Source organism: uncultured Microbacterium sp., from assembly GCF_900078385.1.
Taxonomy (GTDB): domain Bacteria; phylum Actinomycetota; class Actinomycetes; order Actinomycetales; family Microbacteriaceae; genus Microbacterium.
The window spans coordinates 69070-86094 of the sequence record NZ_FLQR01000007.1 but is presented as its reverse complement, the minus strand read 5'-3'; the positions used below and the strand labels follow the sequence as shown (position 1 = coordinate 86094).

The window sequence follows — 17025 nt, the reverse complement described above, 5'->3', positions numbered from 1 at the left end:
GCTACGCTCGGGTCATGACCGAGGACCCGAACGGCTCCGACAAGGCGGCCGTCGCTCTCGCGCGAGCGCTCAGCTCGCCCCTGCGGCTGCGTGTGCTGCGCCTCTGCGCGTTCGACGCGCGCACCAACAAGGAGCTCGCGGAGCTGCTGGATGTCAACCCGGGCACGATGCTCCACCACGTGCGGACCCTCGTCGACACCGGACTGCTCGCCGCCGACGCGGAGCGCACCGGAACCCGCGGCGCGCGCGAGGTGCCGTACCGTGCGACGGGGCGGTCGTGGCACGCGCCGCACGGGCCGAACTTCTCCGTTGTCCTGCTGGAGACCATGCGGCAGCAGCTGCAGGACGTCGACCCGCAGCTCGTGGAGACGAGCTGGCTGGGCCTTCGGCTGAACCCCGAGAACCTCGACGAGCTGCACCAGCGGCTGTACGGACTGCTGCAGGAGTTCAAGGACCGAGGGCCGGATGCGGGCGGGGAGTCGTACTCGCTCGTGACCGTCCTGCATCCCGATCGGAACCCGCCGACCGTCTAGCGGCCGCGTGGGAACCGGCGCTTACGCGCCGACGAGCGAGTCCGCGATGCTGCGGCGCGTACGCGGGGCGAGCTCGCGCTCGCGGAGCGGCTCGGGGGCGCCCGCGACATCGCCCAGGGCGCCGACGGCCATGACGGTGAGCGGCGTGATGTCCGCGCCGAGGCCGAAGGCCGCGGCGATCGCGGCGCGGTCGAAGCCGCCCATCTGGTGGGTGTGGAGGCCGGAGGCGTGCGCCTGCACCGTGAAGTGGGCGGCGGCCTGGCCGGTGTCATACGTCGCGAAGTGCTGCGGCCGGCCGTCGACCTCGGTCGTCGCCGCGAAGACCACGAGGGCGGCGGCGTCCGTGGCCCAGCTCTGGTTGAACCCCACCAGCGTGGCGACGACGGCCGCGTGCGCCTCGGTGCCGCGACGCGCGACGATGAAGCGCCACGGCTGCGTGTTGTTGGCGGAGGGCGCCCAGCGCGCCGCCTCGAGGGCGCTCGCGAGCGCCGCCTCGTCGAGGGGCGCGACCGGGTCGAAGATGCGGGTGCTCCAGCGCTCCGCGAGGACGTCCAGGATGGGGGCGTCGGTGGATGCCGTGCGGTCGAGGGTGAGGTTCACGTCGTCTCCTGATGGTGCTGCTGCGGGGGAGAGGGACGCCGTCGGCCCGGTTCACTTCGATTCAAGCGTATGCACCTCGGATTTGTTCCCGGTGCCGGAGCCGGGTGGGCAATAGCGTGGGTCCATGACGACCGCGACGGCCGACCTCTTCGACGAACGGGGGGAGACGCTCGACTCCCTCTCCCTTCAGCTGCACGACCTCGGCGGGCGGGTGGCGTTCGACGGTGTCGTCCGCACCGTGCGCTGCCACCGGGACAACGCGCTCGTCAAGGCGACGCTGGCGACACCCGGCGGCGGTGCGGTGCTCGTCGTCGACGGCGGGGGCTCGCTCGAATCGGCGCTCGTCGGCGACCTCATCGCCGCCTCCGCCGTCGAGAACGGGTGGGCCGGGGTCATCGTGCACGGCGCCGTCCGCGACCGCGCCGCCCTGGCGACCCTGCCGCTCGGCGTCAAGGCACTCGGCTCGAATCCGCGCAAGAGCGCGAAGGACGGTCACGGCGAGGTGGATGTGACCGTGACGATCGCCGGCGTCTCCTTCCGCCCCGGGGCCCACGTGTGGGCAGATGCCGACGGCATCCTCGTGGAGCGCTGAAGGCCTTCCGTCGCGGCGCGGGGCGGTCGATACTGGCCACGACGCCCGCCCGACCCCGAGGAGCATCATGATCCGTTCCGCCGCGTCGTTCGCCGGATTCTCGGTGGACGACATCGCCGCCGCCGAGGCGTTCTACCGTGACGTGCTGGGGCTCCCGGTCCAGACCAACGCGATGGGGATCCTCGAGATCACGATGCCGGGCGGCTGGCGCGTGATCGCCTATCCGAAGGACGACCATGTGCCGGCGAGCTTCACGATCCTGAACCTCCTCGTCGACGACATCGACGCCGCCGTGGACGAGCTGAACGCGCAGGGCGTCGCGACGAAGCTCTACCACGACCCCGACTTCGGGACCGACGAGCGCGGCATCGCCCGCGGGAACGGCGGCCCCGACATCGCGTGGTTCCGCGATCCCGCGGGCAACGTCCTCTCCGTGCTCGTGGACGCCGGGTAGACGGCTCAGGCCTTCAGGGCCTCCGCGAGCGAGACGCGGGCGCCCATCCGCAGCAGCGAGTTCTCGTAGATCTTCGCGCCGACGAGGATCGCCGCGACGCACGTCGCGAGCAGGATCGCCAGGGAGAGCAGCGGCTCCCACCACTGCGCCTCGCCGAGGAAGATCCGCACCGGCATCCCGACGGGCGCGGAGAACGGCACGTACGACATCACCGTCAGGACGACGGGGTTGTCGTTGAAGAAGATCACGAGGAAGTACGGCGCCATCACGAGGAAGGTGAGCGGCGTCGTGGTCGACCCGATGTCCTCCTGACGCGACACCATCGCCGCGGCCGCCGCGAAGAGCGACGCGAGCAGGATGAAGCCGAAGAGGAAGAACACCGCGAACCAGACGAGCGGTGCGCCGAGGCCGCTGAGCAGCGCGCTCTGCCCCGTGACGGTCAGCCCGACGATCGTGATCGCGGCGAGCCCGATCACCTGGCCCATCGCGAGGACCGTGTTGCCGATGACCTTGCCGGCCAGCAGCGCCCGGGTGGGGATGGCGGAGATGAGCAGTTCGACGACGCGGGTCTGCTTCTCCTCGACGACGCTCTGCGCGATGGTCGAGCCGAACGTGAGGGCGGCCATGAAGAAGATCAGGCCGAAGCCGAGCGACACGATGTAGCGGAGGAACTCGTCCGTGCCGCCGGTCGTGAGCAGCTCGACCTCGGGCGTCACGTTCAGGAGCGACTGGAGGGCCGAGGGTGCCGACTCGTCGGCGACGATCGTGTACCCGAACGGCTCGGCGCCGCCGGGGATGAGCGCCGCGTCGACGTCGCCCGAGCGGACCAGGTCGCGCGCGGCGTCGGCGGTCGCGACCTCGGTGAGCTCGACGACATCCTCCGCGCCGGCGAGGGCCGATGCCGTCTCGGAGGTGACCGCGACGGGGATGCGGGTCTCGGTCTGTGCGGCGAACCCGCCCCACAGCACCCCCGCCAGGGCGATGGCGAAGAGGATCGCGGTCGAGATGACGAACGCCTTGCTGCGCAGCTTCGAGCCGACCTCGCGCTCGGTGACGAGCCAGACGCTCTGCGCGAACGAGGGGGCGACGGTGGGGGTGCTCACTGGATGACCTCCTTGAAGATCTGGGCGAGGGAGGGATGCCGGGGGGAGAAGCTCGCGACGTCGCCGGACTCGACGGCCCGGCGGAGGACCCGCTGCGCCGTCTCGTCGCTGTCGGCGTCGAACACGGCATAGCCGCCGTCGAACTCCAGCACCTCGACGCCCGGCTCCGCGCGCAGCCAGCCGGCGTCGCCGCCGGAGATCAGCTCGAACCGGCGCAGGGCGTGCTGCGCGCGGAGCTCGTCGCGGCTCCCGGCGGCGCGGATCGTGCCGCCCGCGATGATGACGAGGTCATCGCACAGGCGCTCGACGACGTCGAGCTGGTGCGAGGAGAACAGCACGGCGGCGCCCGCCGCCGCGCGGGCCTGGAGCACCGCCGCCACGACGTCGACCGCGAGGGGGTCGAGGCCGGAGAACGGCTCGTCGAGGATCAGCACCTGCGGGTCGTGCACGAGCGCGGCGGCGATCTGCGCGCGCTGCTGGTTGCCGAGCGACAGGGTCTCGACGTTGTCGCCGAGGCGCTCGCCGAGCCCCAGCTCCTCGAGCAGGGCCGTGCCGCGCGTCGTGGCATCCGTCTTCGTGAACCCGTGCAGCCGGGCCAGGTAGACGATGTGCTCGAGGACCCGCATCTTCGGGTACAGCCCGCGCTCCTCCGGCATGTAGCCGAACCGGCGCCGGTCGACGGCCGTCACGGGGCTGCCGTCGAGGGTCACGGTGCCCCCGTCGCGGGCGAGGACGCCGAGGATGATCCGCATCGTCGTGGTCTTGCCGGCGCCGTTGCCGCCGACGAAGCCCGTCAGGCGGCCCTCGGTCACGGCGAACCCGACGTCGTCGAGCACGCGGCGCGCACCGTAGCTCTTCGTGATCCCGCTCAGTTCGAGCATCGTTCCTCCTCCATCATCGTGTCTCCGACGCTACGGATCCGGCGCGCGCCGCGCCTCCCCCCTGCGGGGGATCCCGGCTCCCCCTTCAGGATCCATGCGCGGGAATAGGCATCGACGGCGAGCCGTTGGGGCCAGTGTCACCGGCGCGATCCGCCGCGCCATCGCATCCCCTGGAGGAATCACACCATGACCGACCGGACCATCGGCTACATTGTCGGCAGCCTCTCGTCGACCTCGATCAACCGCCGCCTCGCGAAGGCTCTCGAGCGGCTCGCTCCCGAGGGGACGACGCTCGTCGAGATCCCGATCGCCGACCTGCCGTTCTACTCCGTGGACCTCGAGGCCGACTTCCCGCAGGCCGCGCGTGACTTCAAGGATGCGATCGACGGCGTCGACGGCGTCATCATCGTGACCCCGGAGTACAGCCGCTCGATCCCCGGCGTGCTGAAGAACGCGCTGGACTGGTCCGCGCGCCCCTACGGACAGGCCTCCTTCAACGGCAAGCCCACCGCGGTCATCGGCACCTCCGGCGGCGGCATCGCCACCGCCGCCGCGCAGCAGCACCTGAAGGCGATCCTCAGCCACTTCAACGCGCCGACGCTCGGCCAGCCCGAGGGCTACGTGCAGTCCCTTCCGGGCCTGTTCACCGAGAACGGCGAGGTCACGAACGATGAGACCGCCGCGTTCCTCGTGGCGTACCTCGACGCGTTCCGCGCCCTCATCGAGCGCTACGCCCCGGTCGCCGTCGCGGCCTGACCCACGACTCCTCCGACGCCCCCTGCCGCTGTGGCGGGGGGCGTCGTCGCGTCCGCCGGGGCGGACGGGTGGTCGGCTCAGGCGAGGCCGCGCCGGTGCGCCCACACGACGGCGGCCACACGATCGCGGACCCCGAGCTTCTGCAGGACGTTCGACACGTGCGTCTTCACGGTGGCCTCGCCGATGAACAGCCGCTCGCCGATCTCGGCGTTGCTGAGGGCCTGCGCCACGAGGCGCAGCACCTCCTGCTCCCGCTCGGTCAGATCGACGGCGGGCTCGGGTGCCGGCGCTGGCGCATCGACCCGCTGACGCGCGAAGCGCTCGATGACCCGGCGCGTCACGGCGGGCGCGAGCAGCGCGTCGCCGGCCGCGGCGACCCGGACCGCCGCCGTGAGCTCCTCCGGCCCCGCGTTCTTCAGCAGGAACCCGCTCGCCCCCGCGTCGAGCGCCTGGAAGAGGTAGTCGTCGCGATCGAAGGTCGTGACGACGACGACCGCCGCGTCGTTGCCCGGATCGGCCACGATCCGTCGCGTGGCTTCGAGGCCGTCGACACCGGGCATCTGCACGTCCATGCAGATCACGTCGGGATGCAGAGCGGATGCCGCCGTCACGGCGGCCGCGCCGTCCGCGGCTTCGCCCACGATCACGACGTCGCCGGCGGCCTCGAGGATCATCCGGAACCCCGCACGCATCACGGCGTGGTCGTCGACGAGCAGCACGCGGATCACGCCGGCACCGCCGCGACGGCGGGAACCCGCGCCCGCACCACGAAGCCGCCCCGAGCGCGTGGTCCGGCCTCGAAGGTGCCCCCCGAGGCGGCGGCGCGCTCCCGCATGCCCACCAGGCCCAGGCCCGGGCGCCCGCTCGCCATGACGCGCCCGCTGTTGGCCACTTCCAGCTCGATGGCCGCATCGGCGTAGCGCAGCCGGACGTCCGCGACGGCATCCGGTCCGCCGTGGCGGCGTGCATTCGTGAGCGCTTCCTGCGCGATCCGATAGAGGTTCACCTGCACGAGCTCGGACGCCTCGACGGGGTCGCCCACGACGGTCAGGGTCGTCGGCAGACCGTTCTCGCGGGCGTGGTCGACGAGGTCGCCGAGCGCGTCCAACCGCAGCGTGGACGCGCCGGGTCCGTCGGCGTCGGGGGTGCGCAGCGTCTCGAGCAGCTGGCGCAGCTCGTCCAGCGCGTCCCGCGCCGACGACTCGATCGCCCCGAGCGCGCCGCGTGCGGCGGCCGGGTCGCGGTCGAGCACGGCGCGCGCCGCACCGGCCTGCACCCCCATGGCCGACACGTGGTGCGCGACGACGTCGTGCAGCTCGCGGGCGATGCGCACGCGGTCGAGAGCCACGGCCTGCGCGGCGGTGAGCTCCCGCTCCCGCTCGAGGTCCGCCGTCCGCTCCTCCAGTGCGGCGCGCGCCAGCCGCTGCGCGTGGGCGCGCTCGCCGAAGAAGTAGGCGCCGCCGAAGAAGGCGGCGTTGACGAGGAACTGCATGAGGATGAACGCCGCGAACGGCGAGAAGAGCCCGGCCCGCGACAGGCCGTCGTCGGAGTCGCCGACCGCTGACTGGAAGGTCGTGACGATGAGCCAGACGAACATGCCCACGATGACGAGCACGCGCACCGCGGTCGCACGGCGCCGATCCTCCGCCCACGCGCCGACCGTGTACATCGCGATGAACAGGGCGATGTTGCCGACGTAGACCTCCGGAATGCGGAACGAGACGCCGACGAAGAACGCGATCGCGATCGCGACGAGGACGAGTTCCGGATGCCGACGGCGCAGCGCCAACGGAGCCGTGAGGCCCAGCGCGTAGACGACACCCCAGCCGAGCGGGGGCCCGTCCTCGCCGTAGACGCCGGCGACCTGGCCGAGGCCCGTGCTGAGGATGGCCGCGACCAGCAGGAGTCCGGCGAGCCACAGGTCGCCGGAGAGCGGGCGGGGGCGGGGTCGGCGGGGCGGGGACGTCATCCCTCCAACGTAGGGCGGAGACAGGACCGGGGCATCCGTCGCGCGGCGGAGATCACCCCTCCACGCTTGCTCTTGACAAGCAAGCTTGTTATTTGCAAGTGTGAGTTCGATCCCCGGCACGGACGCCGGGGCCTCACCACTGGAGGACGCGATGACCGACATCTTCGTCAACCTGCCGACCACCGATCTCGAGCGCAGCAAGGCGTTCTACACGGCCCTCGGCTGCGAGCTGAACCCGCTCTTCACCGACGAGAACGCCGCGTGCGTCGTGTGGGCGGAGAACATCTACTTCATGGTGCTCACGCGCGAGTTCTTCGCGACGTTCACCGACAAGGACGTGGCCGACCCGCGGACGACCGCGCAGGTGCTCACCGCCCTGAGTCGCCCGTCGCGGGACGAGGTCGACGCCGTGCTCGCCGCCGGGCTCGCCGCGGGCGGCGTCGAGCCGCGTCCCGCGCAGGACTACGGCTTCATGTACTCCCGCGACCTGGAGGATCCGGACGGCAACGTGCTCGAGTTCGTCTACATGGACCCCAAGGCCGCGGAGCAGGGACCGGACGCCTACCTCGCGGAGCAGGCGCAGCAGTAGTGGCATCCCGGAGCTACGGCCAGTACTGCGGGGTCACGACAGCCGTGGAGCTGCTCGGGGAACGCTGGTCGCTGCTCATCGTCCGCGACCTCCTCGTCGGACCGCGCCGCTACACCGACCTCAAGCAGGGGTTGGCGCGCATCCCGACGAACATCCTCTCGACGCGACTCAAGGAGCTGCAGGAGGGCGGGGTGATCCGCCGGGTGCCGCTCATGAACTGCGGCCTCGTCTACGAGCTGACCGACTACGGTCGCCGGCTCGAGCCCATCGTGCTCGCGCTCGGCCGGTGGGGGTTCGAGGCGATGGGCGACCCCGGTCCGGGCGACGTCGTGACGGCCGATTCGCTGACGATCGCGTTGCGGACGGCCTTCCGACCGGATGCCGCGGCGGTCATGCCTCCGACGGCATACGACGTGCACGTGGGCGCCGTCGCGCTGCGCGCCGACGTGTCGCGGGAGGATCTGCGGATCGCGCAGCTCGCGCCGCCGGCGCCGCCGGTCGGTGGGCGACCGCCGGAGGGCGAGGCCGACGTCGTGTTCGCCGCGAGTCCCGGCATCCGGCACATCATCTCCGGCGCACTCACGCCGGCCCAGGCGGTCGACGAAGGAGTGGTGCGTGTCGTCTCGGGCGACGAGACTCTGCTCGAGCGGTTCGCCGCGACCTTCCACATCGGAGGCACCTCATGACCGGACGCATCGTCATCGACATCTTCATGACCCTGGACGGCGTCGCGCAGGCGCCGGGCGGTCCGGACGAGGATCCCAGCAGCGGGTTCCCCTACGGCGGCTGGCAGGCGCCGTTCGCGGATCGTGCCAGCGGAGAGCAGATCGTCGAAGGCATCACGCGCATCGACGCGCTCCTCCTCGGACGCCGCACGTACGACATCTTCGCGGCGTACTGGCCGGGTCACGCGGGACAGGCCTCAGTCATCGCGGACGTCCTCAACGGCGTGCCGAAGTACGTCGCGTCGCGCGGCACGCCGACGCTGGACTGGGCGGAATCCACTCTCCTCGGCCCCGACCTCTCCGCCGAGATCGCCGCGCTGCGCGACCGGTACGACGAGACCCACGTCATCGGGAGCATCGACTTCGCGCACAGCCTGCTCGACGCGGGCCTCTTCGACGAGCTGAACCTGTGGGTGTACCCGCTCGTCCTCGGGCGAGGGAAGAAGGTGTTCCCGGAGGGCGCGGTGCCCTCGACCCTGCGGCTCGTCGAGCCGCCGTTCGGGTCGGAGACCGGCGCCGTGCGCCTGCGCTACGCCCCGGCCGGCCCGGTCACGACAGGCGACATGGGCGCCGACGACCGCGGAGCCTGAGCGCGCGCGGGACTCAGCCGAAGATCATCGGCACGTCGTCGTCGTCGTCCGGCCCCGTGAGGTCGAGGTCGACGACGACGGGGACGTGGTCGCTCGGAGCGTCGCCCTTGCGCTCGTTGCGGTGGATCGCCGCGCCGGCCACGGCGTTCGCGAACGCGTGCGAGCCGAGGATGAAGTCGATGCGCAGGCCCTGGTTGCGCGGGAAGCGCAGCTGCTTGTAGTCCCAGTACGTGTACCCCTCCGGCACGAGGGGGCGCACGGTGTCGGACAGCCCGGCATCCAGGAGCGCCTGGAATGCGGCACGCTCCGGCGGCGACACGTGGGTCGTCGCGCCCACGAGCACCGTGGGATCCCCGTTGTCGGCGTCGGTCGGGGCGATGTTGAAGTCGCCGGTCAGCGCCAGCGCCAGGTCGGGCTGGGCGGCGAGGGTCTCCTGCGTGTATCCGCGCAGCGCCTCGAGCCAGTCGAGCTTGTACAGGTAGTGCGGGTCGTCGAGGGAGCGGCCGTTCGGGACGTACAGACTCCAGACCCGCACGCCGCCCACCGTCGCGCCCATCGCCCGCGCCTCGAGTGCGGCGCCCGGGCCGTTGTGGCCCTTCTCGAACCCCGGCATCCCTGGGAACGCCGTCACGACGTCGTCGAGCGGCTCCCGGCTCGCGATCGCGACGCCGTTCCACTGGCTGAGGCCGTGCGCCTCGACGGTGTACCCGGCCGCCTCGAACTCGGCGTACGGGAACTGCTCGGGCTTGCACTTGATCTCCTGCATCGCGAGCACGTCGACGTCCTCGCGGACGGCGAACTCGACGATCCGCCCCACACGGGCGCGGATCGAATTGACGTTCCAGGTGGCAAGACGCATGACATCCAGCCTATGCACCGCCGACGACGTCGGAGCAGATCGCCCCTTGTCGTGGTCGCCTCGAAGTGGGATGCTCAGCCCACCCGTGAACAAGGAGGAGAAATGCGCAGACCCGCTTTCGCCGTGGCGGCCGTGGCCGCCCTGCTGCTCGTCTCGATGGCGTCACCCGCCCAGGCGATCACCGACGGAGTCCCGGACGGTGACGACCACCCGCAGGTGGGACTCATGGTCGCCTTCGACGCCGACGGCCCCGCGTGGCGCTGCAGCGGCACCCTCATCTCGCCGACCGTCTACCTGACGGCAGGGCACTGCACGTACGGGGCGACGCACGTCGAGATCTGGTTCGGCGACGACATCCGCGACGCCGCAGCCAACTCGTACCCGACCACGGGCGACGTGAGCGGCACTCCCTACACGCACCCGCAGTACGACGACGCCGCGTTCTACCTCTACGACGTCGGGGTGGTCGTGCTCGACGAGCCCGTCATCCTGCCGGAGTACGGCACCCTGCCGACGCTGAACCTGCTCGACACCCTCGGCGCGAAGAGCGGCAAGAAGAACGTCACGTTCACGGCCGTCGGCTACGGGCTGCAGAAGTCCTTCCCCGACGCCGCATCCTGGAAGGACCAGGCCGAGCGACTGCGCATGGTCTCCTACCCGAAGCTCAACCAGATCAACACCGGGTTCACGGGCGACGGCTCGCTCCTTCTGTCGAACAATGCGCACACGGGCGGCACTTGCTCCGGCGACTCCGGCGGACCGAACTTCCTCGGCGACTCGCTCGTGATCGCCGGGGTCACCTCGTTCGGCCTGAACAGCACGTGCGCCGGCACGGGAGGCGTCTACCGCGTCGACCGCGCCGACGACCTCGCGTTCATCGGCTCGTTCCTGGACTGACCGACCGCACGAACCGACCGAGAGGGCGGGTCAGAGGACGCGCAGGATGTCCTCGACCCGCTCTTTCGCGTCCCCGAAGAGCATCTGCGTGTTCTCCCGCCAGAAGAGCGGGTTCGCGACCCCCGCGTAGCCGGAGGCCATCGACCGTTTGAAGACGATGACGTGCTCGGCCTCCCAGACGCGCAGCACCGGCATCCCCGCGATGGGACTGCTCGGATCCTCCGCCGCGGCCGGGTTGACGGTGTCGTTCGCGCCGATCACCAGCACGACCGACGTGCGGGCGAAGTCGTCGGTCACCTCGTCCATCTCCAGCACGATGTCGTACGGCACGCGCGCCTCGGCCAGCAGCACGTTCATGTGCCCGGGGAGGCGTCCGGCGACCGGGTGGATGCCGAACCGGACGTCGACCCCGCGATCGCGCAGGCGCTGCGTCAGCTCCGCGACGGGGTACTGCGCCTGGGCGACCGCCATCCCGTATCCGGGCGTGATGATGACCGACGAGGCGGATGCCAGCAGCTCGGCGGCGCTCTCCGCGTCGATCTCCCGATGCTCGCCGGTCTCCGCGTCGCCGCTCTGCGGCGCCTCGATGCCGAAGCCGCCCGCGATGACGGAGAGGAACGAGCGGTTCATGGCCTTGCACATGATGAACGAGAGGTACGCACCGGAGGAGCCCACCAGGGCGCCCGTGACGATCAGCAGATCGTTGTTCAGCAGGAAGCCCGCCGCGGCGGCCGCCCAGCCCGAGTAGCTGTTGAGCATCGAGACGACGACAGGCATGTCGCCGCCGCCGATCGAGGCGACGAGGTGCCAGCCGAGCGCGAGCGCGACGACGGTGACCGCGATCAGCAGCCAGAGCGACGGCGTCAGGACGTACCAGACGGTGAGCGCCACGAAGAGGATGAGGGCGCCGAGGTTGAGGATGTTCTTGCCGGGCAGGACGAGAGGACGCGACGGCATCCGCGCGGACAGCTTCAGGAACGCGACGATCGAGCCGGTGAAGGTGACCCCGCCGATGAAGACGCCGATGAAGACCTCGGCCGCGTGGATGTCGCGGAGCGCGCCGACCAGCTCGGGCGCGTGCAGGTGCCCGTTCCAGCCCACGAGGACCGCGGCGAGGCCGACGAAGGAGTGCAGAAGGGCGATGAGCTCCGGCATCCCGGTCATGGCGACGACGCGCGCGCGCCACAGGCCGATGGCCCCGCCGACGATCATCGCGACGAGGAGGACGACGAGTCCGGTCATCGCCGCGGGCGATCCCCAGCCGGCCGTGGCGGCGAGCCAGAACGTCGCGACGAGCGCGATCGCCATGCCGATGATGCCGAACACGACGCCCCGACGGGCGGTGTCGTGCTTGCTGAGACCGGCGAGGCTCAGGATGAACAGCAGCGCGGCGACGAGGTACGCACCGGTCGCGACGGATTCGGCGGTCATCGACCGGCCCCCTTCTGGAACATCGCGAGCATGCGCCGCGTGACGGCGAACCCGCCGAAGATGTTGATGCTCGCGAGCAGCACCGCGACGGCCGCGAGGGCCTGCACGATCGGGTCGTCCACGGTGATCTGCAGCATGGCGCCGACGATGATGATGCCGGAGATCGCGTTCGTCACGCTCATGAGCGGTGTGTGCAGCGCGTGCGCCACCTTGCCGATGACGTAGAACCCGACCACGACCGACAGGACGAGCACGGTGAAGTGCTGCGGCAGCGGGGCGGGCGCGACGGCTGCCACGAGGAAGAGCGCCGCGATGCCGAGGGTCGTCAGCACGCCCTTCAGCACGGGGCTGACGGGCGCGGCCTGCCGCACCGCCGGCGGCGCCTCGGCGGGGGTCGCCGCCGACGTCGCCGAGACCTGCACGGGCGGGGGCGGCCACGTGACGGCGCCGTCCTTCACGACGGTCACCGAACGCTGCACGATGTCGTCGTCGTCGATCGTCAGCTGCCCGTCCTTGCCCGGCGTCAGCAGCTTCAGGAGGTTCAGCAGGTTCGTCCCGTACAGCTGCGAGGCCTGCTGGGGGAGCCGTCCGGCGAGGTCGGTGTAGCCGAGGATCACGACGCCGCCCGGTGTCACGATGCGCTCGCCGGCGACCGAGCCCTCGACGTTGCCGCCCTGCGCGGCGGCCATGTCGACGATGACGCTGCCCGGCCGCATGGCCGCGACGTCCGCTGCCGTGATGAGCCGCGGGGCGGCGCGGCCCGGGATGAGGGCGGTCGTGATGATGATGTCGACGTCGGCGGCCTGCTCGGAGTAGATCTCCGCTGCGCGCCGGTCGTACGCGGCGCTCGTGGCCTTGGCGTAGCCGTCGGCGGAGACCATCTGCTCGGCCACCTCCACCGCGAGATACTCCCCGCCGATCGAGCGGACCTGGTCGGCGACCTCCGGGCGGGGGTCGGTGGCGCGGACGATCGCGCCCAGGCTCGATGCCGCGCCGATCGCGGCGAGGCCCGCGACGCCGGCCCCCGCGATGAGCACCTTGGCGGGCGGGACCTTGCCGGCCGCCGTCACCTGACCGGTGAAGAACCGGCCGAACTCGTGCGCGGCCTCGACGACGGCGCGGTAGCCGGAGATGTTCGCCATCGAGCTCAGGACGTCCATCGACTGCGCGCGGGAGATGCGCGGCACGGCGTCCATCGCGAGGGCCGTGACGCCCTGCGCTGCGAGGGCGGTCAGCAGCTCCGGCCGGAACGCGGGCGCCAGCAGGCCCACGATCGTCGCGCCGGGACTGAGCAGCGCGATCTCGTCGGGCTCGGGGGCGTTGACCTTCAACACGACGGGAGCCGACCAGGCCGTGGCGCGGGGGGCGATGCGCGCGCCCGCCGCGACGTAGGCACCGTCCGGGAAGGACGAGGCGGCGCCGGCATCCGCTTCGACGACCACGTCATACCCCAGGGCCAGGATCCGACCGACGGTGAGCGGGGAAGCGGCGACGCGGCGCTCGCCGGGTCGCTCGGCGACGATGCCGATCTGCGTCATGGGGAGCTCCTGAGTTCGGTGCCGGCGGCGCCCGTCGGGAGGCGCGTCACGGCAATAGTGGACCGACTCCCGACTCTAGGGATGCCGCACCCCCGCGCTCGGGACATTTCCCGGCAAAAACAACGGTTCCGTCCGCGGCGTCATCCCCGCGCGGCTCCTCCGTAGACTCGGAGGCATGACCGTCGCCTCCACGCCCGAGCTCGAAGCCGACCGCCGGCGCCTCATCTCCCTCATCCAGGACGAGGCCGTGTTCCACGGCGACTTCACGCTCTCCAGCGGCAAGAAGGCGTCGTACTACGTGGACATGCGCCGGCTCACCCTCGACCACCGGGCGGCCCCGGCGATCGGGCGGATCATGCTCGACCTCATCCGCGATGTCGACGGCGTCGTCGCCGTCGGCGGCCTCACCCTCGGCGCCGACCCCATCGCGAACGCGGTCCTGCACGAGGCCGCGCGCACCGACCATCCGCTCGATGCGTTCGTCGTCCGCAAGGAGCCGAAGGACCACGGCCGTGGCCGGCAGGTCGAGGGCGCCGACATCGTCGGCAAGCGCGTCGTCGTCGTGGAGGACACGTCGACCACGGGCCAGTCGGCGCTGAAGGCCGTCGAGGCGCTGCGCCGCGAGGGCGCCGAGCCCGTCGCCGTCGCCGTCATCGTCGACCGGAAGACCGGCGCTCAGGCCGCCGTCGAGGCCGCGGGTCTGCAGTGGCTCGCCGCGATCGACTTGGACGACCTGGGACTGCAGCCGCAGTAGTCGACGCGTGTCGCGCCGTCAGGCGAAGATCGGCAGCTGCGAGGCGAGCGCGAGCATGAGGCCCAGGAGCGTCAGCAGCACGAGCGCCCGGCCGTTCGGCAGCGGCGTCCCCTGCGGGGCGTCCTTCCGGCCGCGCAGGAAGAGCACGAGCGCGACGAGGAGCACGGCGAGCCCGGAGAGGGCGAGGAAGACCGCCATCAGCGGTCCCCGCGGTCGCGACGGACGTACTGCACGATGAAGACCACGAGCGTCCCGACGAGGATGACGGCGCTCGCGGCGAAGAGCAGGTTCTGCTCGACCTCGTTCACAGGAGCTCCGGCAGGTCGGACTCGGCGGGCTGCGCGTCGACGAGGTCGGCCACGGAGTCGAGGATCTCGTCCGGGCGGAACGGGTAGCGCTCGACCTCGGCGCGGTCGGAGATGCCCGTCATGACCAGCACGGTGTGCAGGCCCGCCTCGATGCCCGCCACGACGTCCGTGTCCATCCGGTCGCCGATCATGCCGGTGTTCTCCGAGTGCGCACCGATGCGGTTCATGGCGGAGCGGAACATCATCGGGTTCGGCTTGCCGACCACGTACGGCGCCTTGCCGGTCGCGTGCGTGATGAGCGCCGCGAACGACCCCGTCGCCGGCACGACGCCCGACGGCGTCGGGCCGGTGGCATCCGGGTTCGTGATGATGAAGCGGGCGCCCGCGTTGATGAAGCGGATCGCCTGCGTGATCGCGTCGAACGAGTAGCGACGCGTCTCGCCGATGACGACGTAGTCGGGGTTCGTCTCGGTCATGACGTAGCCCGCCTCGTGCAGCGCCGTCGTGAGGCCCGCCTCGCCGATGACGAAGGCGGTGCCCCCGGGGAGCTGGGACTTGAGGAAGTCCGCCGTCGCGAGGGCCGAGGTCCAGAGGCGGTCCTCCGGCACGTCGAGGCCGGAGAGCGCCAGCCGTGCGCTCAGATCCCGCGGCGTGTAGAACGGGTTGTTCGTGAGGACCAGGAAGGGCGTTCCGGCGTCGCGCCACTGGGCCAGGAGCTCGGCCGCGCCGGGGATCGGCCGGCTCTCATGGACGAGGACCCCGTCCATGTCGGTGAGCCAGCACTCGATATCGGCGCGTGTCCGCATGGGGCCAGCCTAGCCGGGACGATCCGCCATAGTCTCGACGGGTGACGCGCGCCTCGTGGGACCCAGAGAGCCTTCCCGACCTCACCGGGCGGCGGTATCTGGTGACGGGGTCCACCGCCGGGCTCGGCTTCTTCTCGTCGCTGCAGCTCGCCGGTGCGGGCGCCCGCGTCATCATGACGGGCCGGAACCCGAATCGCCTCGTCGCGGCGCGCGCGGCCGTGCTGCGGCAGGTGCCCGATGCGGCGGTGGAGACCATGGTGCTCGACACGACGAACCTCGGCTCGATCCGCGCCGCGGCGGCGACGGCGCGCGGACGGACGGGACTGGACGGGCTGCTGCTGAACGCCGGGATCGTGCATCCGCCGGCCGAGCGCGAGACGACCCGGGACGGTCGCGAGCTCGTGTTCGCGACCAATGTGCTCGGGCACTACGCACTCGCCGGCGAGCTGCTGCCCGCGCTCGCGACGGCCCACGGGCGGATGGTGTGGGTGGGGTCGCTGTCGACGGCGATGTGGCAGTACGACCCGATCGATCCGGAGCTCGACAACGGCTACACAGCGTGGCGCGCGTACGTGCAGTCCAAGGTCGCGACCACCGCACTGGGGTTCGAGGCCGATCGGCGGCTGCGGGCCGCCGGCATCCCCGTCACGAGCGTCGTCGCCCACCCCGGCTACGCGATCAGCGGCCGCACGCGCGGCATCGTCGGCGTCAACGAGCCGAGCCGCGGCAAGCGGTTCGCCGACAACCTCCAGGCGGCGTTCGCGCAGTCCAAGGAGAGCGGTGCGTGGTCGCTCGTGCGGGCGCTCGTCGACTCCGAGATCGAGGGCGGCGAATACTGGGGGCCGGCCGGCCGCACGCGCGGGACCCCCCGCGCGGCCGTCGCGCCCAAGATCACGCGCGACCTCGACATCGCCGCGCGGCTCTGGAACTACTGCGAGCACGCGACGCGGATCCCGTGGCCCTTCGACAAGCTCCGCAAGTCGAAGCGGCGCTGAGCGTCAGGCGCTGAGCCAGACCGCCTGGGCGGCGCCGTCCGGTAGGGCGACGCTGCCCCCGCCGTCGATGCGCACGGCGTCCCGTTCGGTCACGACGAGAGTGTGTCCCACGTCGATCCCGGCGGCGTCGAGCGCGCGGAGCAGGGCCGGATCGCGGTCGGCGACCCGCAGCACGCGCCCGGTGTGCCCGATGCCGGCCTCGCCCAGCAGGACGAAGGGCTCCCGGTGCACCACGCCGTCGGCATCCGGGATCGCGTCGCCGTGCGGATCGAAGCGCGGGTGCTCCAGACGGGCGTCGATGCCCTCGAGGAGCCGGTCGCTGATCGTGTGCTCGAGGACCTCGGCCTCCTCGTGGACCTCGTCCCACGCGTACCCGAACTCGCGGACCAGCCACGTCTCGATGAGGCGGTGCCGTCGGATGATCGCCGCGGCCCGGTCGCGCCCGGTCTGCGTCAGCGCGATGGGGCCGTAGGGGCGGTGCGACACGAGACCCTGGCCGGCGAGCTTCTGCACCATCTCGGTCACCGTCGACGGAGCGAGCCCGAGTTCGGCGGCCAGCTGGGACGGCGTGATGTCGGCGCTCTGCCACTCGGTGTGGTGGTAGATCGTCTTCAGGTAGTCGTCGATCGCGGCGGAGGGCACGCT

At 71.5% G+C, this 17025-nt stretch carries 21 protein-coding genes; 10 read left to right on the top strand and 11 right to left on the bottom strand.

All coding sequences use genetic code 11. The features are described 5' to 3' along the window. Positions 1–14 precede the first annotated feature (14 nt). Complete coding sequence (locus QZL85_RS08100) at positions 15–533, top strand: transcriptional regulator (RefSeq protein ID WP_295575884.1); 519 nt, start codon at positions 15–17, stop codon at positions 531–533. A 21-nt stretch (positions 534–554) separates the two neighbouring features. Here QZL85_RS08100 and QZL85_RS08095 read toward each other — a convergent pair whose 3' ends face one another. After that, the gene (locus QZL85_RS08095) at positions 555–1133 is read right to left on the bottom strand and encodes a nitroreductase family protein (protein WP_295575882.1); all 579 of its coding nucleotides are present in this window, start codon (positions 1131–1133) and stop codon (positions 555–557) included. 124 nt (positions 1134–1257) lie between these two features. Between QZL85_RS08095 and rraA the strand changes: the two genes are divergently transcribed. Both rraA and QZL85_RS08085 read left to right on the top strand, forming a co-directional pair. Continuing rightward, positions 1258–1725, top strand: coding sequence for a ribonuclease E activity regulator RraA (gene rraA, locus QZL85_RS08090; RefSeq protein ID WP_295575879.1), 468 nt, complete (start codon positions 1258–1260; stop codon positions 1723–1725). 67 nt (positions 1726–1792) lie between these two features. Beyond that, positions 1793–2179 carry a VOC family protein gene (locus tag QZL85_RS08085; protein WP_295575878.1) on the top strand — a complete coding sequence of 129 codons (387 nt, stop codon included), beginning with the start codon at positions 1793–1795 and terminating at the stop codon, positions 2177–2179. A gap of 5 nt (positions 2180–2184) precedes the next feature. Here QZL85_RS08085 and QZL85_RS08080 read toward each other — a convergent pair whose 3' ends face one another. Next, positions 2185–3282: an ABC transporter permease gene (locus QZL85_RS08080; RefSeq protein WP_295575875.1), complete on the bottom strand. Its 1098-nt coding sequence runs from the start codon at positions 3280–3282 to the stop codon at positions 2185–2187. After that, entirely contained in the window at positions 3279–4163 is an 885-nt protein-coding gene (locus QZL85_RS08075; RefSeq protein ID WP_295575872.1) for an ABC transporter ATP-binding protein, read from the bottom strand. Before QZL85_RS08075 ends, QZL85_RS08080 begins: the two co-directional genes overlap by 4 nt. Before the next feature lie 186 nt (positions 4164–4349). Between QZL85_RS08075 and QZL85_RS08070 the strand changes: the two genes are divergently transcribed. Beyond that, on the top strand, positions 4350–4919 hold the full coding sequence (locus tag QZL85_RS08070) for an NADPH-dependent FMN reductase (RefSeq protein WP_295575870.1): 570 nt from the start codon (positions 4350–4352) through the stop codon (positions 4917–4919). A gap of 77 nt (positions 4920–4996) precedes the next feature. Here the strand turns inward: QZL85_RS08070 and QZL85_RS08065 are convergent, their stop codons facing one another. Together QZL85_RS08065 and QZL85_RS08060 are read right to left on the bottom strand one after the other, a co-directional pair. Beyond that, entirely contained in the window at positions 4997–5647 is a 651-nt protein-coding gene (locus tag QZL85_RS08065; protein ID WP_295575868.1) for a response regulator transcription factor, read from the bottom strand. Next, the gene (locus QZL85_RS08060; protein ID WP_295575865.1) at positions 5644–6888 is read right to left on the bottom strand and encodes a sensor histidine kinase; all 1245 of its coding nucleotides are present in this window, start codon (positions 6886–6888) and stop codon (positions 5644–5646) included. Before QZL85_RS08060 ends, QZL85_RS08065 begins: the two co-directional genes overlap by 4 nt. A gap of 151 nt (positions 6889–7039) precedes the next feature. Between QZL85_RS08060 and QZL85_RS08055 the strand changes: the two genes are divergently transcribed. From QZL85_RS08055 to QZL85_RS08045, 3 genes are read left to right on the top strand one after another with little or no spacing between them, the layout of a single operon-like run. Beyond that, entirely contained in the window at positions 7040–7477 is a 438-nt protein-coding gene (locus tag QZL85_RS08055) for a VOC family protein (protein ID WP_295575862.1), read from the top strand. Next, the gene (locus QZL85_RS08050; protein WP_295575859.1) at positions 7477–8163 is read left to right on the top strand and encodes a helix-turn-helix domain-containing protein; all 687 of its coding nucleotides are present in this window, start codon (positions 7477–7479) and stop codon (positions 8161–8163) included. The genes QZL85_RS08055 and QZL85_RS08050 overlap by 1 nt, the downstream gene beginning before the upstream one ends. After that, positions 8160–8792, top strand: a complete 633-nt coding sequence (locus QZL85_RS08045; RefSeq protein ID WP_295575856.1) for a dihydrofolate reductase family protein — start codon at positions 8160–8162, stop codon at positions 8790–8792. The genes QZL85_RS08050 and QZL85_RS08045 overlap by 4 nt, the downstream gene beginning before the upstream one ends. 13 nt (positions 8793–8805) lie before the next feature. Here the strand turns inward: QZL85_RS08045 and QZL85_RS08040 are convergent, their stop codons facing one another. Continuing rightward, positions 8806–9651, bottom strand: a complete 846-nt coding sequence (locus QZL85_RS08040; RefSeq protein WP_295575853.1) for an exodeoxyribonuclease III — start codon at positions 9649–9651, stop codon at positions 8806–8808. Between the two features lie 102 nt (positions 9652–9753). On the opposite strand from QZL85_RS08040, the gene QZL85_RS08035 reads away from it, so the two are divergent. After that, a complete protein-coding gene (locus tag QZL85_RS08035; protein WP_295575850.1) occupies positions 9754–10548 on the top strand; it encodes a trypsin-like serine protease in 795 nt (264 codons plus the stop codon). A 30-nt stretch (positions 10549–10578) separates the two neighbouring features. On the opposite strand, the gene pntB is transcribed toward QZL85_RS08035, so the two are convergent. Further along, positions 10579–11979 (bottom strand): Re/Si-specific NAD(P)(+) transhydrogenase subunit beta, encoded by a 1401-nt coding sequence (pntB, locus tag QZL85_RS08030; protein WP_295575847.1) that lies wholly within the window; start codon positions 11977–11979, stop codon positions 10579–10581. Next, on the bottom strand, positions 11976–13517 hold the full coding sequence (locus QZL85_RS08025; protein WP_295575844.1) for a Re/Si-specific NAD(P)(+) transhydrogenase subunit alpha: 1542 nt from the start codon (positions 13515–13517) through the stop codon (positions 11976–11978). Before QZL85_RS08025 ends, pntB begins: the two co-directional genes overlap by 4 nt. 175 nt (positions 13518–13692) lie before the next feature. Between QZL85_RS08025 and pyrE the strand changes: the two genes are divergently transcribed. Continuing rightward, entirely contained in the window at positions 13693–14271 is a 579-nt protein-coding gene (pyrE, locus tag QZL85_RS08020) for an orotate phosphoribosyltransferase (RefSeq protein WP_295575841.1), read from the top strand. A gap of 18 nt (positions 14272–14289) precedes the next feature. On the opposite strand, the gene QZL85_RS08015 is transcribed toward pyrE, so the two are convergent. Beyond that, a complete protein-coding gene (locus QZL85_RS08015; RefSeq protein ID WP_295575839.1) occupies positions 14290–14469 on the bottom strand; it encodes a hypothetical protein in 180 nt (59 codons plus the stop codon). 106 nt (positions 14470–14575) lie between these two features. Beyond that, positions 14576–15385: an HAD-IIA family hydrolase gene (locus tag QZL85_RS08010; RefSeq protein ID WP_295575837.1), complete on the bottom strand. Its 810-nt coding sequence runs from the start codon at positions 15383–15385 to the stop codon at positions 14576–14578. Positions 15386–15426: 41 nt separating this feature from the next. On the opposite strand from QZL85_RS08010, the gene QZL85_RS08005 reads away from it, so the two are divergent. Further along, positions 15427–16380 carry an SDR family NAD(P)-dependent oxidoreductase gene (locus QZL85_RS08005; RefSeq protein WP_295575835.1) on the top strand — a complete coding sequence of 318 codons (954 nt, stop codon included), beginning with the start codon at positions 15427–15429 and terminating at the stop codon, positions 16378–16380. A gap of 3 nt (positions 16381–16383) precedes the next feature. On the opposite strand, the gene QZL85_RS08000 is transcribed toward QZL85_RS08005, so the two are convergent. Further along, positions 16384–17022: a metal-dependent transcriptional regulator gene (locus tag QZL85_RS08000; RefSeq protein ID WP_295575832.1), complete on the bottom strand. Its 639-nt coding sequence runs from the start codon at positions 17020–17022 to the stop codon at positions 16384–16386. Positions 17023–17025: the final 3 nt, after the last annotated feature.